Annotated in this window: 24 protein-coding genes; 4 read left to right on the plus strand and 20 right to left on the minus strand. The window is 42.8% G+C overall.

All coding sequences use genetic code 11. The features are described 5' to 3' along the window. Positions 1 to 8: 8 nt before the first annotated feature. Entirely contained in the window at positions 9 to 620 is a 612-nt protein-coding gene (locus tag ECA1_RS11580; protein ID WP_231435893.1) for a hypothetical protein, read from the minus strand. Between the two features lie 134 nt (positions 621 to 754). Then, positions 755 to 1,309, minus strand: coding sequence for a hypothetical protein (locus ECA1_RS11585; protein ID WP_228077330.1), 555 nt, complete (start codon positions 1,307 to 1,309; stop codon positions 755 to 757). An 874-nt stretch (positions 1,310 to 2,183) separates the two neighbouring features. Between ECA1_RS11585 and ECA1_RS11595 the strand changes: the two genes are divergently transcribed. After that, the gene (locus ECA1_RS11595) at positions 2,184 to 3,203 is read left to right on the plus strand and encodes a hypothetical protein (RefSeq protein ID WP_060792550.1); all 1,020 of its coding nucleotides are present in this window, start codon (positions 2,184 to 2,186) and stop codon (positions 3,201 to 3,203) included. A 100-nt stretch (positions 3,204 to 3,303) separates the two neighbouring features. On the opposite strand, the gene ECA1_RS11600 is transcribed toward ECA1_RS11595, so the two are convergent. Genes ECA1_RS11600 through ECA1_RS11610 form a run of 3 tightly spaced genes read right to left on the minus strand, consistent with a single transcriptional unit; the run spans position 3,304 to position 4,906 of the window. Further along, entirely contained in the window at positions 3,304 to 3,603 is a 300-nt protein-coding gene (locus tag ECA1_RS11600) for a hypothetical protein (protein WP_005227832.1), read from the minus strand. Then, on the minus strand, positions 3,604 to 4,167 hold the full coding sequence (locus ECA1_RS11605) for a cysteine hydrolase family protein (protein ID WP_005227824.1): 564 nt from the start codon (positions 4,165 to 4,167) through the stop codon (positions 3,604 to 3,606). A 43-nt stretch (positions 4,168 to 4,210) separates the two neighbouring features. Next, complete coding sequence (locus ECA1_RS11610; protein ID WP_060792551.1) at positions 4,211 to 4,906, minus strand: 5'-methylthioadenosine/adenosylhomocysteine nucleosidase; 696 nt, start codon at positions 4,904 to 4,906, stop codon at positions 4,211 to 4,213. Positions 4,907 to 5,057: 151 nt separating this feature from the next. Here ECA1_RS11610 and ECA1_RS11615 point away from each other — a divergent pair, with 151 nt between their 5' ends. Beyond that, entirely contained in the window at positions 5,058 to 5,660 is a 603-nt protein-coding gene (locus ECA1_RS11615; protein ID WP_060792552.1) for a class I SAM-dependent methyltransferase, read from the plus strand. 57 nt (positions 5,661 to 5,717) lie between these two features. On the opposite strand, the gene macP is transcribed toward ECA1_RS11615, so the two are convergent. Continuing rightward, entirely contained in the window at positions 5,718 to 6,014 is a 297-nt protein-coding gene (macP, locus tag ECA1_RS11620; protein WP_005227820.1) for a cell wall synthase accessory phosphoprotein MacP, read from the minus strand. Beyond that, positions 6,007 to 6,585, minus strand: coding sequence for an NUDIX hydrolase (locus ECA1_RS11625; protein ID WP_060792553.1), 579 nt, complete (start codon positions 6,583 to 6,585; stop codon positions 6,007 to 6,009). Before ECA1_RS11625 ends, macP begins: the two co-directional genes overlap by 8 nt. Before the next feature lie 218 nt (positions 6,586 to 6,803). Between ECA1_RS11625 and ECA1_RS11630 the strand changes: the two genes are divergently transcribed. Together ECA1_RS11630 and ECA1_RS11635 are read left to right on the plus strand one after the other, a co-directional pair. Then, positions 6,804 to 7,445 (plus strand): 5-bromo-4-chloroindolyl phosphate hydrolysis family protein, encoded by a 642-nt coding sequence (locus ECA1_RS11630; RefSeq protein WP_010749055.1) that lies wholly within the window; start codon positions 6,804 to 6,806, stop codon positions 7,443 to 7,445. 97 nt (positions 7,446 to 7,542) lie between these two features. Beyond that, the gene (locus tag ECA1_RS11635) at positions 7,543 to 8,736 is read left to right on the plus strand and encodes a toxic anion resistance protein (RefSeq protein ID WP_060792554.1); all 1,194 of its coding nucleotides are present in this window, start codon (positions 7,543 to 7,545) and stop codon (positions 8,734 to 8,736) included. Between the two features lie 102 nt (positions 8,737 to 8,838). Here ECA1_RS11635 and ECA1_RS11640 read toward each other — a convergent pair whose 3' ends face one another. The 13 genes from ECA1_RS11640 to ECA1_RS11700 all read right to left on the minus strand — a co-directional run bounded on the left by ECA1_RS11640 (position 8,839) and on the right by ECA1_RS11700 (position 22,995). Continuing rightward, complete coding sequence (locus ECA1_RS11640) at positions 8,839 to 9,756, minus strand: D-ribose ABC transporter substrate-binding protein (protein ID WP_016609995.1); 918 nt, start codon at positions 9,754 to 9,756, stop codon at positions 8,839 to 8,841. A gap of 18 nt (positions 9,757 to 9,774) precedes the next feature. Beyond that, positions 9,775 to 10,728 (minus strand): ABC transporter permease, encoded by a 954-nt coding sequence (locus tag ECA1_RS11645; RefSeq protein ID WP_086337773.1) that lies wholly within the window; start codon positions 10,726 to 10,728, stop codon positions 9,775 to 9,777. Between the two features lies 1 nt (position 10,729). Continuing rightward, positions 10,730 to 12,214, minus strand: a complete 1,485-nt coding sequence (locus ECA1_RS11650; protein ID WP_060792555.1) for a sugar ABC transporter ATP-binding protein — start codon at positions 12,212 to 12,214, stop codon at positions 10,730 to 10,732. A 19-nt stretch (positions 12,215 to 12,233) separates the two neighbouring features. Next, complete coding sequence (gene rbsD, locus ECA1_RS11655) at positions 12,234 to 12,629, minus strand: D-ribose pyranase (RefSeq protein WP_060792556.1); 396 nt, start codon at positions 12,627 to 12,629, stop codon at positions 12,234 to 12,236. Continuing rightward, a complete protein-coding gene (gene rbsK, locus ECA1_RS11660; RefSeq protein ID WP_034857599.1) occupies positions 12,604 to 13,509 on the minus strand; it encodes a ribokinase in 906 nt (301 codons plus the stop codon). Before rbsK ends, rbsD begins: the two co-directional genes overlap by 26 nt. Next, a complete protein-coding gene (locus ECA1_RS11665; RefSeq protein WP_060792557.1) occupies positions 13,502 to 14,488 on the minus strand; it encodes a LacI family DNA-binding transcriptional regulator in 987 nt (328 codons plus the stop codon). The genes rbsK and ECA1_RS11665 overlap by 8 nt, the downstream gene beginning before the upstream one ends. A 226-nt stretch (positions 14,489 to 14,714) precedes the next feature. Then, positions 14,715 to 16,046 carry a sensor histidine kinase gene (locus ECA1_RS11670; protein ID WP_060792558.1) on the minus strand — a complete coding sequence of 444 codons (1,332 nt, stop codon included), beginning with the start codon at positions 16,044 to 16,046 and terminating at the stop codon, positions 14,715 to 14,717. Then, complete coding sequence (locus tag ECA1_RS11675; protein WP_016612966.1) at positions 16,040 to 16,726, minus strand: response regulator transcription factor; 687 nt, start codon at positions 16,724 to 16,726, stop codon at positions 16,040 to 16,042. Before ECA1_RS11675 ends, ECA1_RS11670 begins: the two co-directional genes overlap by 7 nt. A 272-nt stretch (positions 16,727 to 16,998) precedes the next feature. Continuing rightward, the gene (locus ECA1_RS11680) at positions 16,999 to 18,312 is read right to left on the minus strand and encodes a PASTA domain-containing protein (protein WP_060792559.1); all 1,314 of its coding nucleotides are present in this window, start codon (positions 18,310 to 18,312) and stop codon (positions 16,999 to 17,001) included. Next, positions 18,305 to 18,979 (minus strand): ABC transporter ATP-binding protein, encoded by a 675-nt coding sequence (locus tag ECA1_RS11685; protein ID WP_008379303.1) that lies wholly within the window; start codon positions 18,977 to 18,979, stop codon positions 18,305 to 18,307. The genes ECA1_RS11680 and ECA1_RS11685 overlap by 8 nt, the downstream gene beginning before the upstream one ends. A gap of 12 nt (positions 18,980 to 18,991) precedes the next feature. Beyond that, entirely contained in the window at positions 18,992 to 20,446 is a 1,455-nt protein-coding gene (locus ECA1_RS11690) for an ABC transporter permease (protein ID WP_060792591.1), read from the minus strand. A gap of 273 nt (positions 20,447 to 20,719) precedes the next feature. Then, positions 20,720 to 22,105, minus strand: coding sequence for an APC family permease (locus ECA1_RS11695; RefSeq protein WP_005233503.1), 1,386 nt, complete (start codon positions 22,103 to 22,105; stop codon positions 20,720 to 20,722). A 23-nt stretch (positions 22,106 to 22,128) separates the two neighbouring features. Continuing rightward, a complete protein-coding gene (locus tag ECA1_RS11700) occupies positions 22,129 to 22,995 on the minus strand; it encodes a GRP family sugar transporter (protein ID WP_008379298.1) in 867 nt (288 codons plus the stop codon). Positions 22,996 to 23,077 lie beyond the last annotated feature (82 nt).

Raw genomic sequence — 23,077 nt, forward strand, 5'->3', positions numbered from 1 at the left:
TGGATTTTTTAGAAGTGATAGATGAACGAGACAACTAACGAAAGAACCCCTAGAAGAACACGAGTGATAACTATGCCCACGAAAAAACAAAGCAAGACATAATACATCCTGCATTTTCTATCTTCATAATATAAGGCTTGATAATAATCGAATGCCAATACACACCGTAACAAAATATAGAACATCATAAAAAAATGAAGAAAGTAGAGCCGTTCCAGATGATAGGTGATTTTCTCTACCGGTATCGTTCGCGATAGTAAACCAATCAAGGGATCGGCAGTGAAAATCAAGATAAAAAAACCAACCAAGAAGAAGAAAACGTGCTCAATTCCAGCGATATGCTTTTTGTATTCAGGAACAAGCTCATGACGGTTTAAACTTGAAGTTGTATTCCAGGCTAGCAAAAGTATCATTGCGGTTACAGCTGTCAACCCAATTGCGCGAATATCTGAATTTCCAAGAGTTCTTATAGGTCTAATCGATAATCTACGAGGCCAAATTTGGGAGCTATGATATGCTTCAAGTAATATTGCAGTCCCCATAATTGTATGATCAATGATGGAATAGATTTTTCCTTTTCGCTGATCACTATCAAGGGGTTGATATCTTTTTTTCAACACATTAAAAACCTCCTCACAATTTAAATAAAGCAATCCTGTAACAAACTTATTCGATTGAAAGACAATCTTTTAATCAGCTGAGTCTTGTCTTTTGCTAATGGATTCTTTTAGAAGGGGTGAATAAATGAGACAAATTAAGTAAGAGCTGCACGAAGAATACGAATGACACCTACGCCCACGAAAAAACAAAGCAAGACATAATACATCCTGCATTTTTTATCTTCATAATAAAAGGCTTGATAATAATCGAATGCCAATACACACCGCAACAAAACATAGAACATCATAAAAAAATGAAGAAAGTAGAGCCGTTCCAGATGGTAGGTGATTTTCTCTACCGGTATCGTTCGCGATAGTAAACCAATCAAGGGATCGGCAGTGAAAATCAAGATAAAAAAACCAACCAAGAAGAAGAAAAAGTGCTCAATTCCAGCGATATGCTTTTTGTATTCAGGAACAAGCTCATGACGGTTCAAACTTAAAGTTGTCTCCCAAGCTAGCAAAAACACCATTGCGCTCACAGCCGACAACCCAATCCCACGAATATCTGATCTCCCACGAATTATAGGTCTAATTGGGGAGCTATGATATGTTTCAAATAATATTGCAGCCCCCATAATTATATGATCAATGATGGAATAGATTTTTCCTTTTCGCTTGTATAACGTCACTTGATCCGTTTTCCCCAATACAAAGCCCCCTATTCTATTCATAACTGAGTATATTTTTGAAAAAACTTTTCCTATGGCACTGAGGTATGGACGTAAACTCCGAAGACACTATTTGCGAAATAAAAAGTTTATGGACATGATCCACATATAGAAGAGTGCACCTCCTACTAGAAATAAAAAGCTGTATACATAAATATAGCCCATGTAGCATTTTCTTTTTTTGTAATAAAAGGCTTGATAGTAGTCAAAAGCGAATAAACACCGTATCAAAGCGAACAGTAACATACGTAGATTGAGAAAATACAATCGATCGAAGTGATACATAATCTGTTCCAAAGGTAATTGGTTTCGAAAAAGCAAATGATTAATTAAGCTTTCTGATCTGAATAAAAGCAAAATAAAAGAGACGAGTAAACCGAGAAAAAAGCTGATTTCTATACTATGTTTTTTTTCTTTAGGAATGTTTTTATGCGCATTCAACAAATAGGTCTTATAAAGAGAGTAGGACATTAATACGCTAAATAAGCCACCTACCATATACTCGTTCGTCCCCGGAATATGTAAATACTTAGGAATCGTAAGCGGAAAAGAATGATATGCACTAAAACAAAGGGCTGAGGTGATCACTAGATAATCAATCAAAGCATACAATTTTCCTTTAGTTGTATCATCGTCGAATATCTTGAATTTTTTCACTTCCCTCCCTCCTCTTTTAGCAAGCAAGGTTATCTGCTTAGGGATACCTCCAAAAATTAAGACGAAATAACTAATCCTACATTTTTTAAACAAATTAATCAAATTTAAATAAAATAATTCATTTTTGTATTTTTATATGATAAATTTAACTTGTATAACACGTGTTGTCAAACTTTAATTATGAGGAGGAATTGAAATGAAGCAAAAATATTCAGTTATATTGTTACTTGTCGTTTTACTGAGTGGTTTTTTCTCACCAATCACGGCATATGCTGTCAGTGAGAGTGGCAATTTTGCAGATGTTCCTGATGACCATTACGAAAAAGCGAATCTATTGGTCGCCCTTGAAGAAGAGCTAGTAGAAATCGGTTTATCTTTGGAAATCATTGCTAATACGAGTATCGATTTTGAAAATTTACAGTACCAGTCACTATTGCCAGCAGAGGAGCGTTCAGAAAGAAATTTACCAGCTGTTACGCCGGTCGTTCCTTTTGAGTTTCCTAAAGTCAAACAATTTGCCACTAGAATTTACGGGAACAATCCCACCAATGATCAACTTATGCACACATTTATGCTTTATTATTTTGATGTGCATGATTATGAGCGCAATGCTGGGCTGGTGGGTGACAGACTTCCCCTTCGTTACTACCCTGAATATTACACCTTCAATGACACCAACGCTTACAATGCCTTTCTTAGAACCACTACGGGAACCAAGTACTTGAATTTTGCGTTATCATCTTATGATACGGTAACTAGTCTCAAAGATTATTTTTCAAATCTAGATATCTATAACCTTAAAAATCATGTCTCTAACGTAAAAAAATCCATTGCGGGATATAAGACCTTAGAACATGGAGCCTCTTTTATTGATGCTATTCATAAATATTTCACTGAAGAAAAATCTTCATTAGAATCCATAAACTCCCCAGAAAAATTCATGGAAGAAATTTCCAAGATGATCGATACACAAGAAACCATTGATCAAGCTTCGAAAAAGGCTTTAAAAGGGATGTATGACACCGTTTTAGACTCTGTCTTTCTTTTACTCCTGGGTGCAAATCCAATTGGGATAGCGGGAATTGCTACCATGTATGTTACCGCTATGGCGACAATGTACGTATCTATTATTGATCTTGCTGCCATCAATACTTTAGCGGGTACACGAAACAGCCGGCTAAACTTTAGACAGCTTAATAATTGGGGTATGTGGTAGCAAATAAAAATCAATTTGTTACATAACCCACCAATTAATATATAAAGAAGGAGCCTTCGGAAATCAATTGATTTTCGAAGGCTCCATCTTCTATCGTTGTTTATTTCTGTAAAGCTTTTTTCATCATACTGATCACAGAATCAAACTGGGAATGCTCATTGACGACTTGATCGGCTTTTTGCCGATTGGGGCGGTCTTTTAGAAAGTCGAAGATTTGGTTTTCATTCTGGATGCCTAATTTAGCCATAAACTCATCCAAGTTCTGAAAATCCGTATACTTTTGTAAGAAGTCATTGTTCAACAACGCCTTTACATCAAGATCCCCTTTTTGATACGCTTGATAAAGGCTAGTCAGTTCACTGAAACTGAAATTTGCTTTTAATTGATCCATCCATCCCATTTATGCTTCCTCCTTCGCAGAAATGATTTTCGCGCCTAGGGTATTTTCAAAATGGCGTAGTGCCCATTCATGTCCGACCGCGTCAAAGCTGGCAACGGTATCTGCATCGATCACCAGTTGGTAGCCTAAATTATAGGCATCCACTGCTGTATGCAAGACACAGATGTCGGTACAAACGCCGGTCAGGTACAATTCCGTAATCCCTCTTTCCCGCAGACGGATGTCTAAGTCGGTACCGCTAAAGGCGGAGTAATGACGCTTGTCGATCCAATAGACATTTGGCGCTTCCTGATAGTTTTCATAAAGCGGTGCTAGACGGCCGTAAAGATGTCGCCCCGTACTGCCCGCAAGATTGTGGGGTGGGAACAAGCGGTTTTCAGGATGATAGTTGTCTGTTTCCTCATGACGATCAATGGCAAAAACGACATACTCACCGGCTTCGATAAAGGCTTGCGTCCGAGCCACTAAGGCAGCTTCAATCGCTTGCCCAGCAGCACCCGTGGTCAATCGTCCCTCATCTGCAACAAAATCAAACGTATAATCAATGGATAGTAATGCTCTCATGCTTCCTTCCTCCTCGTACGGATCGGCTCTCCTGTTTTTTAAGTTACTTTAATGTTTCAACGAATGCCAAGACCATTTCAGCGGAACGCTTGCCAGCTTCTAAGATAAACTCATCAAAAGAGACGGTTGCTGCGTGGTCGGCGGTGTCGCTGATCGCGCGCACGATCAAGAAAGGAATATTGAATTGCTGCGCGGTCTGTGCGATCGCGGCGCCTTCCATCTCACAAGCCAAGGCATCTGGAAAATGTCCTAAAATCTCCTGTACTTTTTGCGGGTCATGAATGAAGCTGTCACCGGTAACGATCAGTCCCTTTTTCACGGTATGATGGGTCGCTTCTGCGGCTTTCGTCATCTCACTGATCAAATAGCGGCTGGCTTCATAATACAAAGGCATCCCGCCAGGCAGCTGGCCATATTCATAACCAAAGCCCGTCACATCGACATCAAAATAGGCCACTTTATCTGAAATCACTAAATCCCCTACTTGTAAGCCGTCACCGATCCCACCAGCTGATCCAGTATTGATCACCATATTGACCCCGTATTGTTGGATCAATAAACTAGTGGTGATCGATGCCAGAACTTTGCCGATACCTGAACGAACGACGATCACTTCATGATTGCCGATACTTCCTGAAATAAATAGTGCGCCGCCGCGTTCCCAAGAAAGCGGTGAAATCAACTGTTCCCGCAACGCCTTGATTTCTTCCTCCATTGCACCAATAATGCCAATTTTCATGTGTTTGCCTCCTACTTCTCGTTTATTTTTCATCCTTTAAAATGAAAAATAACAGAAATTCCCACGTATCTACTGACGTGTTTTTCTCCTTTCATGATAAACTAGTTTTGACGAAACGAACAGTTTTTTGTCATTATAAAAGGAGGCACTTATGTCTGAAATTTTCAAAGCCATGGCAGCAAAATACGATACCCCTGAACGGATCGCGTTAGCACAATTAGTCACCCAAACCCTTGAACCTTATTTTAAAGACAACCAGCACCACACTCTGATCGATATCGGCGGCGGTACCGGCCTGGTAAGTCTGCCCTTAGCAGCTTATGTCCAGCACTTAGCCATCTGGGATACTGCCCCTAACATGATCGAGGTTTCTGAAAAAAAAATCAACCAACTGCAGCTGGCCAATGCTTCTGCAACTGTCCACGATCTGCTGCAAGAATCCTTACAAGCAAAAGCAGACGCTGTGCTGCTATCCCTCGTCTTGCTGCATATTCCTGACACAGCCGCTATGATGGAAAAACTATACGCCTTGCTACAGCCAGGAGGAACCCTTTATCTAGTGGATTTTCTCAAAAATCCCGCCGTGTCTCACCCGCTCGTTCATAATGGGTTCGATCCTTCCGCATTGAATCAACTGGCAGAGACGACTGGGTTTACTGCCACTTCCTTTACCGTTTTTCATGAAGCGGATCATTTGTTCATGAATCAGCCAGCTGCCATGTTTTTAGCTATTTTGAAAAAGCCGACCGAATAACAAAAAAGCCGCACTTGCAGAAGATGCAGGGGCGGCTTTTTCTTAGTACTAGAAGAATCACAACAAAAAGATCGCTAAACCAACGACGACTAACAATAAAGTGACGATCACAATGGCTTTCATTAAAAAACGGTTCAGATCCCGAGATTTCTGGTTCTCACCGGCACGGGTCTTCGTGATTTCTTTGTTTTTCTTGCGCACTTTTCGGTAGTGGTTATCAATTTGTTTTTCTTTTTGTTTCCATTCCTTCTTGCTTTGCTTTTCTACGATTTGCTGATTGCGTTCAGCTGCTGCTTGTTCTTCTTCGCGTCTGCGTCGAAGCTCACTGCGGGTGATCAATGGTTCTTTAGGCAAGTCCGTTCCTCCGTTTCAAGTCCAGCAACTCCCAAAATTGGATCGCAAACACGGTCTTCGCATCACAGATCGTTCCATCAGCGATAGCGGCTTGTGCTTGCTCTAAGGTCAATTCATAGACTTCCAGCACTTCATCTTCGTCTTGCGGTAAGGGATTTGTCACTTTTTCCAGTTCTTTGGCATAATAGACGTGCAAGAGCTCATTAGCAAAGCCTGGTGAAAGGTACATCGAAGAAACGTGCTCCAGCGTTTTTGCACGATAGCCGGTCTCTTCTTCTAATTCCCGGGCGCCAGTCAAATCTGGACGAGCGCCTTCTCCTGGATCGATTTTTCCTGCTGGTATCTCTAAAATCACTCGCTCTAACGGTTTTCTGAATTGGCGAACAAACAGCATTTTGTTCTCACTTGTCAAGGCGATCACGGCAACACCACCAGGGTGAAAGACTAGTTCGCGTTTACTGGTCCCGCCATTTGGCAAGGAGACATCATCAACGACCACATCAATGATCTTGCCATGGAAAATTTCATTCCGTTGGATCGTTTTTTCTTCAAAATCTTTAAATTCTAACATCTATCGACACCTAACTTTCCTCATACGTCTTATCTATCAAACACTTTAGCATAATTTAGAAAAAATATCTTCTTAAGAAATAGCAAGAAAGCTTATGAATTTACTAAAAATCGGAAAATCCACCCCAAGTCTGATATTTTTCTTTTAGTGAACATGCTAAAATAAAGATGTCGAATAACCCAATCTACTTGTCCAAGAGATTTTTAGGAGGAGGAAAAATGAAAAAAAACATCTGGCTGATCGTTGGTGCGATCGTCCTCATCAGTATTATTTTTAACGTAGTAGGCGATTCATTTGCGAGCCTATTATTAATCGTCGGTGCGATTTTAGTCTACGTCGGTATTAGAGGGCGTAAAGTTCCAGCAGCCGATCCACAAGTTTTGCCTTCTTTAACGAGAGAACGAGAAGCCCATTACTTGAAAAGCGGAATGACTGCTCGTGAGATCGAATTGTTCCGTGAAACGATGAATCAGACGAAACACCAAATCGATAAATACCAAAAAAATATCACTAGCAATAACAAGTTAAAAGCCATTGACTTGCGTCACGATGCCTTGCGTGCCTCAAAAGCTCTTTTCAAAGAACTCGTGAAAGAACCGACCAAACTGCCTTTGGCAAGTCATTTCCTTTATACACACTTGCCCAACATGGTCGATTTGACCGATAAGTTCATTGAAATCAATAGCCATGAGATCAAAAGTCGTGAGACCTATGATAAAATCGAGGAAAGCACCCAAATCATCGAGCAAATGGCTTCCTTGATCGCCAAAGACTACTCCCAATTTGTAGCAGACGATCTTGATGACATGGATGTTGAGTTATCCATTGCCAAACAAAGCATAAAACGAGATAATGAATAGGGATAGATTCTGATTGGCAACAAGAAAAGAATCTAAAAAAAAATCTAGCCCAGGCTAGATTTTTTTCGAAAGCAGACAATTATTAGGAGGAGTTATTATGAGTGAAACACCAAATCAAGCAAAACCCGTAACGGATACGCTTGACGATTTATTGAACAACCCATTTTCAACCCCTGTCGACACTTTGACCACCACTCAACAAGCGGAAATCAGTCAGCTGAAAGAACAACAAACGGCACCGCGTTTGATTGATAAATTACCGCCAGAGCGTCAAGCACAGGCCCAAGAATTAGCCAGCAAAATCGATGCGACCGACCAGCAAGCGGTCATCACCTATGGTGCAGCTGCCCAAACCAAACTTGGAGAGTTTTCCCAATCCATGTTGAACCATGTCCAAGCAGCTGATATCGGCCCTGTGGGCGACTCATTGACGGAGTTGATGTATCGCTTGCAAGAAGCCAATCCAGACGAACTGCGTGCAGGGGAAGGCAACTTATTCAAGCGGATGTTTGGTAAAGTAAAACAATCCATTTTTGAAATCACCGCTAAATACCAAAAAATCGGTGCCCAAATCGACAAGATCGCCGTCAAATTGGATAAAGAAAAAGACGGTTTGCTAAAAGACAACATGATGTTGGAACAGTTGTATCAAAAGAACAAAGATTACTTTGATGCATTGAACATCTACATTGCCGCTGGCGAGTTGAAGATGCAAGAATTGCAAACCAAAATCATTCCTGAAGCCATGAAAAAAGCAGAAGAAACGAATGATCAAATGGACGTACAGATCGCCAACGATTACACGCAATTTCTTGATCGTTTAGACAAGCGAACTCATGACTTGCGCTTGGCACGTCAAATCACGATCCAACAGGCACCGCAAATTCGCCTAATCCAAAACACGAACCAAGCGTTAGCAGAAAAAATCCAAGCTTCTGTCAATACAGCGATCCCACTATGGAAAAACCAAGTGGTCATTGCCTTGACTTTATTGCGTCAAAAAGATGCAGTTACGGCACAACGCCAAGTTTCTGAGACCACCAATGATCTATTGAAGAAAAACTCAGAAATGTTGAAAGTTTCTGCTATTGAAACAGCGAAAGAAAACGAGCGCGGCATCGTCGATATCGAAACCTTGCAAAAAACACAAAACGACCTTGTGGAAACGATCCAAGAAACATTACGGATCCAAAAAGAAGGAAAAGAAAAACGTCGTGCTGCCGAAGTGGAATTGGGTCATCTAGAAGAAGACTTGAAAGACCGCTTATTGGATTTAACCAGCAACAAGTAAACGAAATGCCACACATTAAAGAAAGCCCCTCTTTGGTGACCTAGATGGTCAGCCAAAGAGGGGCTTTCGATGTTGAAAGTAGGAACTGCATTGAGCGTTTACCTATTTTTTCACCAACTCTAATGGTGAATCGATTTGTTCAGCGACTGTTTTTCCTTGGAAATGGTCAAACGCTGCCTGCAATGCAAGGCGGCCCATTTCTTCTGGTTTTTGAGCGATCGTTGCCGTCATTCTACCTTCTTCGATGGCTTTGAGGCCGTCTTCAGTACCGTCAAACCCGACAATCACCACGCCTTCTCGGTTTCCCATCGCTTCGGCTGCCCCTAAAGCCATTTCATCGTTTTGAGCAAAGACGCCTTGAATGTCATTGTTGGCTTGGAGGATATTTTCCATAACCGTTAATCCTTCTGCTCGATTGAAGTTTGCGGATTGCTTTTCAACAACATCCAGTTTGTCTTTAGCATAATCATCAAAGCCTTTTCCTCGCTCTCTGGTTGCAGAAGCACCAGGGACACCTTCAAGTTCTACCACTTTTGCATTTTCCCCTAATTGTTCGAGAATAAATTCTGCTGCCATTTTTCCACCTTCTTCGTTATTGGAGGCAACCGTCGTCAAAAGCGTTCCTCCATCGCTACTACGGTCGATGGCAATAACTGGGATGTTGGCATTATTAGCGGCTTCAACAGCTGGGACGATAGCAGCAGAATCAACGGGATTGATCAGAAGCACATCCACGCCTTGTTGGATCAAATCATCAATATCATTGCTTTGCTTGGCAGTATCATCTTGGGCATCAACAAAGCGTACATCGGTGTCATTTTCCTCAGCCAATTGATTGATCCCCTCTTGCATGGAAACAAAAAACGGGTTATTGAGGGTGGAGATCGATACACCAACTGTCAATTCTGAAGCTGCTTTTTCCTCACTTTGTGTCTCACTACTGCCACCGTTGTCCAATGTTGCCGCTCCACATCCAGAAAGTACCAATAAGCCTGCTGCCAATAAAAACATTTTTTTCATAATAGATCCTCCTATTTTTTATTTCCTTTTCCGATCCAGTAACACTGCAATTACGATCACGATCCCTTTAACGATTTGTTGATAAAAACTTGAGACACCCAATAGATTTAGACCATTGTTCAACGTACCAATGATCAATGCCCCGATCAACGTGCCAAAAATTCTGCCTCTTCCACCAGATAAGCTCGTACCACCTAAAACGACTGCTGCAATCGCATCCATCTCATAGGCTTGCCCTGCTGTTGGTTGCGCAGAATTCAGCCTAGAAGTGATGATCATGCCACTGATTGAAGCCATCAATCCAGAGATCGAATAAATGATCAGTTTTATCTTATCGATTTTCACCCCAGCAATAAAAGCGGCCTTTTCATTGCCACCGATGGCATAGGTTTTTCGTCCGAAGGCGGTGCGATGAAGCAACAAGAACAAAAGAAAGAACACGAGAAACATCAATACGACTGGAAAAGGAATCCCGAAAAGATACCCACGACCAATAAAGCTGAATAGAAAGCTGTCACCTAGTCCAGTGATTGGATTTCCATTGGTGTACACTAAGGTAGCGCCCCGATAGATCGTCATCGTTGCTAAGGTTGCGATAAACGGTGCCATTTTTCCTTTTGAAATCAGTAGTCCATTCAACGCACCAAGGATCGCTCCACTTAGTAACCCAATCAAAATAGCGACTAAAGGTGACACCCCGTTGGCCATCATTCCTGCTGTCAAGGCACTGGAAAGTGCCAAGGTGGACCCTACAGACAAATCAATGCCCCCAGTCAAAATGACAAAGGTCATTCCGAATGCAATAAAGCCATTCGCTGCGACTTGCCGCAAAAGATTCAACAAATTACTGGGTGATAAAAAGCTTGGATTTAAGGCAGTGACAGCAGCCACTAGAGCAATCAAAGCGAGTAAAGGTCCCAATTTACTAATTGATTCCGAGAGTTGTTTTGTTTTCATACCACTTTTTTCCATATTAGTTTCCTCCTGTCGCATACGTCATGATCTTCTCTTGTGTGGCTTCTTGCCGAGAGAGTTCCCCTGATATTTTTCCTTCGTGTAAAACAATGATGCGATCGCTGACACCTAGCACTTCTGGTAGATCACTAGAAACCATCAAAATCGCAATACCACGTTCCGCTAACTCATTCATCAGCTGATAAATCTCTCGTTTGGCACCTACGTCTACTCCGCGTGTCGGTTCATCTAAAATCAATACTTTTGGTCCGACACCGATCCACTTCGCCAAAACCACTTTTTGCTGATTTCCACCAGAAAGCTCGCTGGCTAAATTCTGGGCACTCATCGTTTTGATGCGTAAGCGCTCGATCATTAACGCAACGAAACTGGCTTCAGTCTTGCTATCGACCATGCCTGTTTTGACAAAATTATCAATGCTGGGCAAACTGATATTATCGGTCAGGGAAAAGTCTAAGACCAAGCCTTCCGTTTTCCGATTTTCTGTTAGAAAGCCAAAGCCATTGGCGATTGCCTTTGAAGGCGAAGAGTTTTTCACTTCTTGCCCTTCGACGATTAAGGTACCGCTTTCAATTTCATCTAAACCAAATATTCCTCGCATGACTTCTGTGCGTCCAGCACCCATTAAACCTGAGAACCCAAGGATCTCACCTGCTCTGACTTGAAAATTGATGCCTTGGTAAACTTTAGAAGCTGCTGTTAAATTTTTTACTTCAAAAACGACTTCACCGATCTGCGCTTGTTTTTCTGGATAATAATCAGCTAACTCTCTACCGACCATTTTCTTCACGACCTCATCCATCGTTGTATCCTGCGTCTTTTTCGTATCGATCGATAGACCATCCCGCATCACAGTGATCTTGTCACTTATTTTGAAAATCTCCTCCATTCGGTGAGAGATATAAACGATCGCTACGCCGTTTTCTTTCAAGCGACGAATGATTTGAAACAAATTATTAATTTCCTTATCCGACAAGGCAGCAGTCGGTTCATCCATGATCAACACCTTGGCATCAGTCATCAGCGCTTTCGTGATCTCGATCATTTGCTGTTGCCCGACTGAAAGTTCATCCACTTCTTTTTGAAGGGGGATCTGAATCCCTAATTGTTCAAAGACTGCCTGCGCTTTGCTTGCCATTTTCTTCGTATCTAGTAGCCCAAAGGTGGTTTTCAATTCCCGATTCAAGAATAAGTTATCCAATACAGTCATCTGTTCCCAGTTATTCATTTCTTGATGGATAAAGCTCACACCGGCTTGTTCGGCTTCCTTCGGATCGGCGTAGTTCGTTTCTTTGCCATCGATCAAAATCGTCCCTGCATCTTTGGCATGTAACCCAGTTAAAATGTTCATCAACGTTGACTTGCCTGCCCCATTTTCTCCCATTAGGGCATGGATTTCTCCAGGGTACAATGTTAGTGAGACATCTCTTAACACTTGATTCTTCCCAAAGGATTTCTCAATATTGCTCATCTCGACTTGCACATGATTTCCTCCTGTCTCTTTAGAAGATAACGGCTGCTTGTAAAATAATGTTTGAATAGGGTGTCGCTTCCCCTGTTCGAATAATGGCTTTGCTTTCCTTTGTTTCTTCTTTGAATGCCTCATGTGGAACAAAACGAATCGGAACATTCGGGAACGTTTTTTGAATCAATTGCCACTGCTCCGCATTCTCCGTTTTTATTTCCTCTGCTAAAACGATCGCCTCGACTGCCATCTCTTGTTGCATTACCGATAACACCTCTTCAAAACTCGGACTACCTAGTTTTAATGCCAGATCGATTTTTTTCACCCCTGTGGGTACTGGCAACCCCAAGTCCCCAATCGTAAGCTGATCAGTGTGGCCTAAATCCGCCAATAATTTGTCGATCTCACTATTTAATGCCCCATGCTTCTTCATACAATGGACTCTCCTTCATTTCCTTTAATGTAGGCATTCCGCCTTGAGCACCATATCCTTTGACGGAGATTGCTGCTGCTAAGTTGGCAAAGGCAATGGCGTTTTCTAAGGGAACACCTGCTAAAATCCCTACTGCTAATGCACCATTGAAGGTATCACCAGCTCCCGTAGTATCGACCGCAGCAACTGGAAAGGCAGGAACTAAGACCTCCGACTTCCCGTTGTGGAAAATCGCTCCTTTGGCACCTAGGGTAACGATCAATCGATTAGGGTAGGCTGCTAAAACGTCAGCAAGCTTTTGATTGGGGAAAAGTAACTTAAACTCATGTTCATTAGGGGTCAGATACCCCACCTTAGATAACATACGCGGATTGAGCTTTCTCGCAGGTGCTGGATTATATAAAACAGGGATTTTTGCTTCCCAACACCAGTCGATGATGGCTTCATTGGCTTCTTGGGGAATCTCGTTTTGCAAAATCACTAAATCAGCCTCTGTGATGTTTCCTTTTATTTCGGAAAAGCGAGCTAAATCAAGCGCATTATTGGCACCGGGTATGACAATGATGCTATTGTCATTTTCATGCAAAATGATATGCGCGGCACCAGATGGAAAATGTGTAACGGGTTCCACATTCTCCGTAGAAACGCCATTCACGTTTAAGTTTTCGACGATTTCATTTCCGAAACGATCGGTTCCTACATGGCCTAGCATTGCTACTTCTGCGCCTAAACGGCTAGCGGCGATGGCTTGGTTTGCTCCTTTGCCGCCAAAATTCGTGTCAAATTTTTCCCCAAAAACCGTTTCTCCTTGATTGGGTTTCACCTTCGTAGTGACTACAAAATCTGTTGCCATACTACCAATGACGATGATCTTATTCAATTGGCGTTCCTCCATTTCTTACTGTCTCTCTTTCTTCTAAATGAACAGGAAGGATGATTTTTTTCTGTTCAATAAATTGATCGTTGATCAATGCAAAGAGCATTTCTGCTCCTTTGTAACCTACTTGATAAGCAGGCTGATGGATCGTCGTCAAGCGTGGCACCACCAATTTACTGATGGGAATATCGTCATAGCCGATCACTTGAAGTTGTTCTGGGATCTTTACGCCATGATGATAAGCCTCTTGCATGATGGCAATCGCATGGGTATCACTTGGGGCAATCACACTATCGACAGTGGGATGTTCTAAAAAAACTTGTTTCGCTGTCAAGGTCGCATCCTCTAAGAGAAAGGATGTGGATTTCACTAGTGCATAAGGAACTTGTGCTTTTTTCAATGTGTATTCAACACTCAATAAACGATCCCGAGCACGGGTGACAGATTCAGGCCCAGCAATCACGACTACCTTTTTGGGGTCACCTTTTAAGATCGCTTCAGCAGCAAGTTCGCCGCCTTGAAGGTCATCCGAATAAACCCCATATTCGACATCTTGATCGATCCGATCCAAGACGACCGTCGGAATATTGCTTTGGGTACGATTTTTATTTTCGACAGCGGAAAGAATCCCCGCCACATTGTTTTGCTCAAACGCACGTAAATATTCATTGGCTTTCTCATTGTCTTCTTGAATGTTGCCAAGGATGACTTGATAGCCTTTTTTTTGTAGAAAGTCTTCAACGCCTTTGGCTACTAGCGGAAAAAACGGGTTGGATATATCAGGAAGTAGCAAACCAATCAATTTTGACTTTTTCTGATACAGCGAACGTGCGACTTCATTGGGGGAATAATTCAGTTCATTGATCGCCTGATGGATTTTCTCACGGGCTTTTTCGCTCACATAGCCAGTCCCATTCATGGCTCTTGAAACTGTCGCCACGGAAAGTCCAGCTAAATTGGCGACATCTTTAATTGTTGGCATGTTGCTCCCCTCCTGTGTAACCGATTACACACCTATCATAGCCGAACTTTGTGAAAATTGCAAGGAGAAATAAAAAAACTTTTTCCCTTGGTGTCCCCTTCTCCTAAAAAATGCGTTTTGCTGCATAAATACCGCATTTCGAGGAAGCGAGACTTTCTCGAAATGCGGTAAAAGATTTGATGAGCGCAGCGCATATCTTTTATTTCCTAACGGTAAAGCTCATTTTTCAATGAAATGAAACTTCAAAGTGATTGACGCCGTCTTGATCCACCGTCAAACTGATTTGTGCCTGCAGCATTTCTGTGATGGCTTTGGCGATGGCTAAACCTAACCCATAGCCACCGTCTTGATGGTTGCGAGAAGGATCCCCGCGGTAGAAGCGATCAAAGACATAGGGAATTTTTTCTTCTGGGATCGGGCAACCACTGTTGGACACTTGCAGCACCGTTTTTCGTTGGCGTTCAACGAGTGCCACTGTGACGGTTTCTCCAGTAGGTGTATATTTCAAGGCATTGTCCACCAAAATCATGGTCAATTGCCGTAAGGCTTGCTCATTGCTTTCAAGGCGCACCTGTTTAGCGATCTGTTCCTGATAGTGGATCCCTTTTTCCAGTGCAATGGCCTCCATGCTTTGATAAACACTTTGCACGACTTGACTGGCATCGATCACCGAACGCACGACTTCTTGCTCGGCACTTTCGAATTTGGTCAGCATCAATAAGCTATTTACTAGCTCATCCATCCGTTCGGAACCTAACTGAATGTTTTCCAGCCATTTCATTTGGCTTTCCAAGGTTTCTTCTGGACTGCCAGCTAATACCTCGGCATTGACTTGAATGATCGCCAGTGGTGTTTTCAGCTCATGGGAAGCGTTAGAAACAAACTCTTTTTGTTTGCGCCAAGCCAGTTCCACTGGTCGTAAGGCTCGATTGGCGACATAAAAGCTAGCGATATAAATACTGACTAAGGCTAAGACCCCGATGATCAAAAGCGTGGTTCTTAAGTTGCTTAGACTGGTTTTGTAGTCGGTGACGTCAAAGAACAGCACTTGATAAAATGGCTCGTAATTATTGATACTAGTGGAATATTCCCCCATCGAATCATGATTGATCGAATAATGACTAAAGGAAGTCACCAAAAAGAGCGCATACCGCCAATTTCGGCCATTCACCTTCACTTCGTTAGGGATCTCCCCTTGTTTCGCCGCTGCATCGACCAAGGCTTCATAAAGCTCGTTTTGATCGACGCTCTCATCAATACTTTGAATCACGACATCCATTTGGCTAATGTCAAGTAGAGCGATCTCTCTGAGCTCACTAGTACTATTCGTGATGGTCAACATCATTGGATACTCAGGTTCTGTCAGTGATTGCCGCACTTCCTCCTCATCCAAAGGTACCGCAGCTAGGGTGTTTGCTTCTTGCGAGATCAATGATTGGATCTCGTTTTCAATTTGGGTGGCATTCAAAATATAGATAAAGGTAAAGGCACCTAAGACAATGATTGAGATCAACGCCATATTGAACCACAGCATTTTATTTCGCAATTTTTTTAACATGGCGGCTCCTTGCTCTGCAAAATATACCCCGCATTGCGGATCGTGCGAATGCCGATATCCGCTTCAAGCAGCGTCAGTTTTTTCCGCAGCAAAGACACATAGATTTCAACGCGGTTTTCTTCCACATCGGGATCAAAGCCCCAAATTTTATTGATGATGGTTTCTTTTGATAAGATCACTTTGGGTCTAGATAAGAACAGTTCCATCAGTTTCATTTCTTTGGGTGACAACACCACTTGATTGCTAGGCGTGGCTAACTGCAGCTCATTACGATCTAAGCCCACGTTGCCAAAGGCTAATTGGTCTTCTTGATAATCCAAATCTTTTCTTCTGCCTAGCGAACGAATCCGTGCCAGCAGCTCTTTCATTTGAAAGGGTTTCGTCAAGTAATCATCGGCTCCTGCATCCAAGCCGAGTACTTTGTCATCGACTTCGCTTTTGGCCGTCAACATAATGATCGGCGTGCGAATATTTTGCTTGCGTAACGTCTTTAGCAATGTGATCCCATCGATTTTTGGCAGCATGATATCCAAAACGAGAATGTCATATACACCACTCGCTGCATAATCTAGTCCGGTTTCGCCGTCAAAGGCCAAATCAACGGAATAATGCTGTTTTTTCAATAAGCTGGCAACCGCTTCTGCGATCGATGGCTCATCTTCTACGAATAAAATCCGCATTGGTCAGTCCCCCTTTTACACTCATCATTTCTTTTTCAATCACTTTTCGGTAAGCACAATCATTCCTGTAGGATCATTCCAATTGTTCTCCAATAAAACGTTCTGTTGAAACGATCCGCACGTGTTCGCTGGATTGATGAATTCACATGTGTAGCAACAATGCTACCATACCGCTTAGTAAAAACACAAACAGCTTTTTCCTAAGGTCTTGAAAATTCTCTTGATGACGCATGGGTTTCCTCCTTTTGCAGGTTGACTAAAAAAGAAAGCGACTATTCAGAATCAGATGCCGCAGGGGCTGTCTGATTGCCTAAACTGATATCAAAGGTAATCGTATCTTCTAACGGTAAAAACTGATTGAACTTGCTCATCCCCACGATTGTCCCGTAGGGTTCTGCTGAATTGACATAACGGACTTGATAGCTGATGTTCGCCCCTTTTGAACGGAATTCATCAAAGAAGAGTTTTTGCAGATCCCCTTCAAGGATCTCGCTTCGACGGTAATCTTTGATATAAGGTTGACCTGCCGAATAGACGACTTCGATGCCTTGGTCATCTTTGCTGGTTAAGACGGTCCCGGCGGTCTCACTTTGCGAGATCAATTGTCCATAGGGCAGACTCTGAGTAAACTGCATCCGCATCCGCACAGTGACACCCTCAACAGCGGCCTGGGCATCATCTGGTAAAATCGTTGAAAAGTCTGGTACGGTGACCCCTTTCCCTAGGGAAATCGTTACTTGAAACGCATCCCGTTTCGCGATTTTTTCTTTTGGTGCCACGCTTTGTTCAATGACTTTGCCTTCTTCCACAGTATCCGAAGCCTGTTCTTTGACTTCAAGCTCCAGCTCATGGGCTTTCCCCCATGTTTCTACCTCTGCACGGGTTTTATCACTAAAGTCTGGTACTTCAATATCTTTTTCAAAGGTTTCTTCGCCTTTGGAATAAAAGACTCGTCCGACATCTCGACGATGATAGTTCTCTCGTGAGACTTCTTTATTGGTAAATTCTACTCGAATCGGTGCTTTTTCCTCGATCTCATCGTGGTATTCATCGACGATCGTCAAATTGCTTGCTTGATTTTTTTCGATCCACTCTGCTGCCTCGTCCCTCGTCATTTCCATAAAGTCTGGCAATGCCAATTTCTCTTCTGGATCAGGTCCTTGGCTCACGGTTAGATGCAGAGTGCTTCTTTTTCTGACTCGACTTCTGGCAGCTTCTGCTTGGGCGATCACTTGATTGGCTGGGGCTTCATCATAGGCTGGTGTGACATCAACCGCAAGATCATGTTCCGCTGCCCATTCTCTGACCTCTGAGATCTCTTTGTCCACAAAGTTATCCAACCGGACATACGCCAATTGGAAAAATAAAAAGCCGCTGAGTATAAAGAGTCCAAGCAAGGCAGCTAACCCTAGCAGTCGTTTTTTTCGCCGCTTCTTTTTGAAGGAGGGATCATGTTCGATCCCCTCTTCTAAAGAAGCTGAACCTTTTTCTTTTCGGGAAGCACGGGAAGAAGGTACTTCGGCTGCTGCTGATTCCTTGTCTGGCTGTTTCGGTTCTTCTTCAAACTTCGATAAAAAATCACTCATAGGCCGTCAACGCACCTTTTTTTAAGTAAAAAGTCTGATCTGACTGCTTGGCGATCTCGGTCGAATGGGTCACTACGATGATGCACTTGTTGTGGATCGCCGCTAGTTCTTTAAAAATATCCACGATTTCTTGTTCCATGCCTTCATCCAAATTCCCGGTAGGTTCATCGGCTAAAATGATATCAACGTTGGTCGCTAAAGCACGAGCGATGGCGACCCGCTGCTGTTCCCCACCGGAAAGCTGATTGACGAAACGATCGGCTTTCGTGGAATTGATGCCGATATAGTCCAGCAAACGATACGCAATTTGATCGTGCTGATCCGGGAGTTTGTTGTCTGAAATCGCCATCGAAACAAGGACGTTTTCTAAAGCCGTCAAATAAGGGATCAAGTTGTAACTTTGAAAAATCAAACTGATTTTGTTGCGGCGATATTCTTCATAACCGATCGTTTTGATATTTTTTTCTTCAAAAAACACTTCCCCATCGGTTGGCTGATCCAATGCACTGATCAAGGAAAGAAAAGTGGTCTTTCCTGAGCCTGATTTTCCTAAGATCGTGTAAAATTTACCTTTTTCAAAGGAGATATTGGTTTTATCTAAAATTTTCCGGCGATTCTCGCCATCTTGGTAGTAATACGTCATGTCTTTTGTTTCTAAAATTGCCATGTTCATCGCTCCTTACAGCATGATTTTTTTCGGATTCAACCGTAAAATGTACAACAGCGGCACCACTGCCGAAAGCAAGATCGTCACGATCCCAGTCGCTAAAAAGGCGATCACATAAGATAAGGTATATTGAACGCGAAACGCCTCGTTGATCGTCGCTTGGTCGATTTTCGGTGCCCCCACAAAGAATTGTTCCATCCCTGCCTGGTTTGCCTCTAGCATACTGCTGGCTAACAAAGATTCAGAAACCATCTTGCCCAGCATATTCCCTGTAACCAAGGAGATCAGCATTGCACTGACACCAATCAACAGGAGTTCGATCACAATCTGTGCAAACACGTATTTCCGGCGTTCCCCTAACGAAAGGTAGATGCCTAACTCATATTTACGATCACGGGTAAACAACACAATGATCAAGGAGATAATAATCAAGGAAGCAATCACCGCAATCACTACGACATACGAGGAAATTTGTGATAAGCGATTCATACTGGTTCCCACACGGTCATACTCATCCGTAGAAGCATTGACCTTATAGCCATTTGGCAAGAGTGGTGTCACCTCTTGTTTGAATTGTTCTGCATCTTCTGGTTGATTCAAAATAAATTGCGGGGTAAAGAAATCCTCGTCAGATCCGGGGTCTGTCGCTGGAAACGCCGCTTGTCGCCCCGCACGTTCCTCTTCAACAATCGTTTTCACAGCATCATTTGGCATATAGATCCGATTGAAGGGACGATCATCAAAAGCAAACGAGCTGACTCCCCCCTCTTGTCCTTGTTCATTCGCTTTTTCTAAGCTGGTATTTTTAAAGATCCCGACGATTTCGATAGGATAATCATTGCCTTTTTGTTTCTCTGGATCTCCACCAGATGAATAATCGATAAACTGTCCATCTAATACCATGGTGTCACCAACGGTCAAGCCGTTTTCCTGAGCCACCTCTTCAGAAATCAACCCTACACGTTTTCCGGTACGCTGTTCCTCTTCTGTAAAGAAGCGTCCCTGTGTTAAATTCACCGTATCTTCTTCAAAATCCAACGGTTGTAAGAGATTGGTTCCTGTTAAATAGACCCAAGAATCCATACCTCCAGAAACCATGATATTCTCGTTTTCAACTTCTGGTCTAAAACTATAGGGTTTGAATTTATCAACAGCAATCATTGCTTCTCGCAAATAGTCATACTGTTTGACTTCCGAGCGCTCGCCAATTTGTTTGATCAGCTCCTCCGGCAGCGGCTGAATCTCCTCCATACTTGTGCCGCCCTCACTATTTGCCATCAAGGCTTCATAGTCGATATCGATCGTTGCGAGGGAACCTAATTGGTTTTTGATCTGCTTTTCGACATTTTGAGTCGACTGATTGACCGCAATTGCTCCAGCGATTACATTTCCTAAAATTAGAATAACAGCAAACAATATTGCAGATTTTCCTCGCTTTCTCGTCACACTCAGCCATGCCCGTTTCATATAATTCAATTGCCAACATCCTCTCTTTTTTTCTCTAACAAAAGCATACTGGATGAACCTTTAGCGAATCTGTCATTTGGAAAATTTCTCAAAAAAAGCAGATTCATAGAGGACTTTTGATCAAGAAAGACTGTCATTGCAATGATCAGCACCAGAAATGACCACTATTTGAATAACAAAAAAAGCCTCCTAAAACGCTGCTTATAGGAAGCTCGGCTATATTTACATAAAAAAAGACAAAAACCGCATCCGGGTCTTTGCCTTTTCACAATCCTATTCGTCAATTTTCTCATTTAATTCGCTGTTACGATAGCCATATACAAAATAGATCGCGATTCCGATCACTAAGGAGATCCCAAAAACGATCCAGGTCGCCGTTTGTAGACGGGTCATCAAGAAGAGACAGCTGGCAACGGACAACAAAGGCAATAACGGTACCAGTGGTACTTTGAATTCGCCTTTAGCAGGTGGGCCCATCATCTTCCGCAGCTTGATGATTCCTAAGGACATTAAGATCATATACGACAATGCCGCAATGTTGGTCAATTCTGCCAAGATATTCAATGGGAAAGCTGCCGCAAAGAAGAAAGCAAAAACACCCGCGATGTAGGTCGCTTTCTTTGGTGTTTGATGCTTTGGATCAATGGCTTGCATCGCTTTTGGCAATAACCCATCTTTACTGATGGCATATAACAGACGCGCCAAGGAGTACATCATAGCGATCGTCACTGTTAATAAGGTCAAGATCGCACCCACAGAAATGATTGATCCGACAACCCCATGACCGACATAACGCATCGCAAAAGCTACCGGATCATTGACTCCTAATTCCGCAAACGGAACGATTCCCGTCATGATCAGTGTGACAATGATATAAAGGACAGTTGCGATCGCAATGGAACCAATGATTCCTCGAGGGACATTTTTCTTGGCATCTTCGACTTCTTCCGCTGCCATTGCGACGGCATCAAAGCCAAGAAAAGCAAAGAAGACTAACGCTGCACCATTAAAGACGCCTGAAAAACCAAAGGGCATAAAGGGCTGCCAGTTGTCTGGTTCCACGAAAAAGGCACCAAAGACGATAAACAAGAGGATCACGCCGAATTTGACCCATACCATGGCATTGTTCAAACGTAACGCTTTTTTCGCTTCTTGGCTGACCCACAAGGTTACAAAAATAATGACTAAACCAGCGATCAAATCAATGTAGGTCCCCTTGCTTGGGTCATAACCGCCCGTCAACGCGGTTGGTAAATGGATATCCGCACTGGCCAAAAAGCCTTGCACATAGCCTGACCAGCCAGATGCCACCGAAGAAACGGCCAATAAGAACTCGCAAATCAAAAACCAGCCTGCCAGCCACGCGGTAAATTCACCAAAAACGACATACAGATACGAATAGGCGCCCCCTAAAACGGGGATCCGAGAAGCAAATTCCGCAAAAGAAAGCCCTGATAACACAACAACGATACCAGCTACAACAAAGGAAAGAATCAATGCCGGTCCGGCATACTCAGCAGAAGCAGTCCCTGTAACAACAAAGATACCTGTGCCGATAATGGCGCCGATCCCCAACATAATCAAATCTTTTAACTTCAACTCTTTTTTTAAATTCGTCACACTTTCCCGTTGTATGACTTTTTTTCGAAATAAATCCATAACTCCTCCTCAAAAATATACGTTTATGTTGCTTTCATATACCCCAGCAAAACACCGCCGATAATCACCAGCAGACAACCAATCACCACATACCGCAGTTCTTTTTTGGTTTTCTTTTCGCCGAGAATAAAAATCCCGCCTAGCGTTGAAATGATGATTCCCATCTGCGACAATGAGAAGCCCACCGCTAGTCCGACTTGCTGAACCGTGATCAGCATGCAGACATTGCCGATGCCCCATAACAATCCTGACAAGGTATTTTTCCCTACAAAACGGTCGACCTTCGTCTTTCTTAAAGCAAATAGGCTGGCACCGATCAGCATCCCGACACTTTGTGGCAAAATGATCGCCAATGGGTCCAATCCTGCCCAAGTAATCAAAATCGTATAGGCGCCGTACCCAATCGTGGATGAGATCAATGCCCGAAATCCTTTAGGAAAATCAAGCATCTTGCTGCCGGCTTCTACCGGACTTTCACCATCTTGGCGAGCGGTCAGATAAGCCCCGATCACCAATAAGATCAATGCGCTAACACCTAATGCATAATCGCGGGTCTGGGTCCATTCCGCAAAAAACAATGCACCGGCGACCGTATTTAAAATCAGCTGCATGCCGGTTGAAAGCGGCAGTCCAACAGACACACCTAAATATTTCATGCCATGGAATTGACCGTTTTGACCGACGGACCAAAAGAGACCAGACAAAAGACCGATCAAAATCACCTTTCCATCAATCACTGGCATCGTCACAAAATATACGACCAGAGAAAAGAAAAAGGCACCAATCGTCATTCCTAGCGTTTGCTGGTTCGCATCCCCGCCAAGTTTGGCACTTACTAAACCAATACTGCCCCACGCAAACATTGGTACTAATGCAACGAGTATCTCCATTTCATTCATCCTTACCATTCAATTTTAAACACAAGCTTTAGTGTATCAGTGAAAACGTTCTAGGGACAAGTGATTTTTGTCA

This window comes from Enterococcus casseliflavus NBRC 100478 (genome assembly GCF_001544095.1).
GTDB classification, from domain to species: domain Bacteria; phylum Bacillota; class Bacilli; order Lactobacillales; family Enterococcaceae; genus Enterococcus_D; species Enterococcus_D casseliflavus.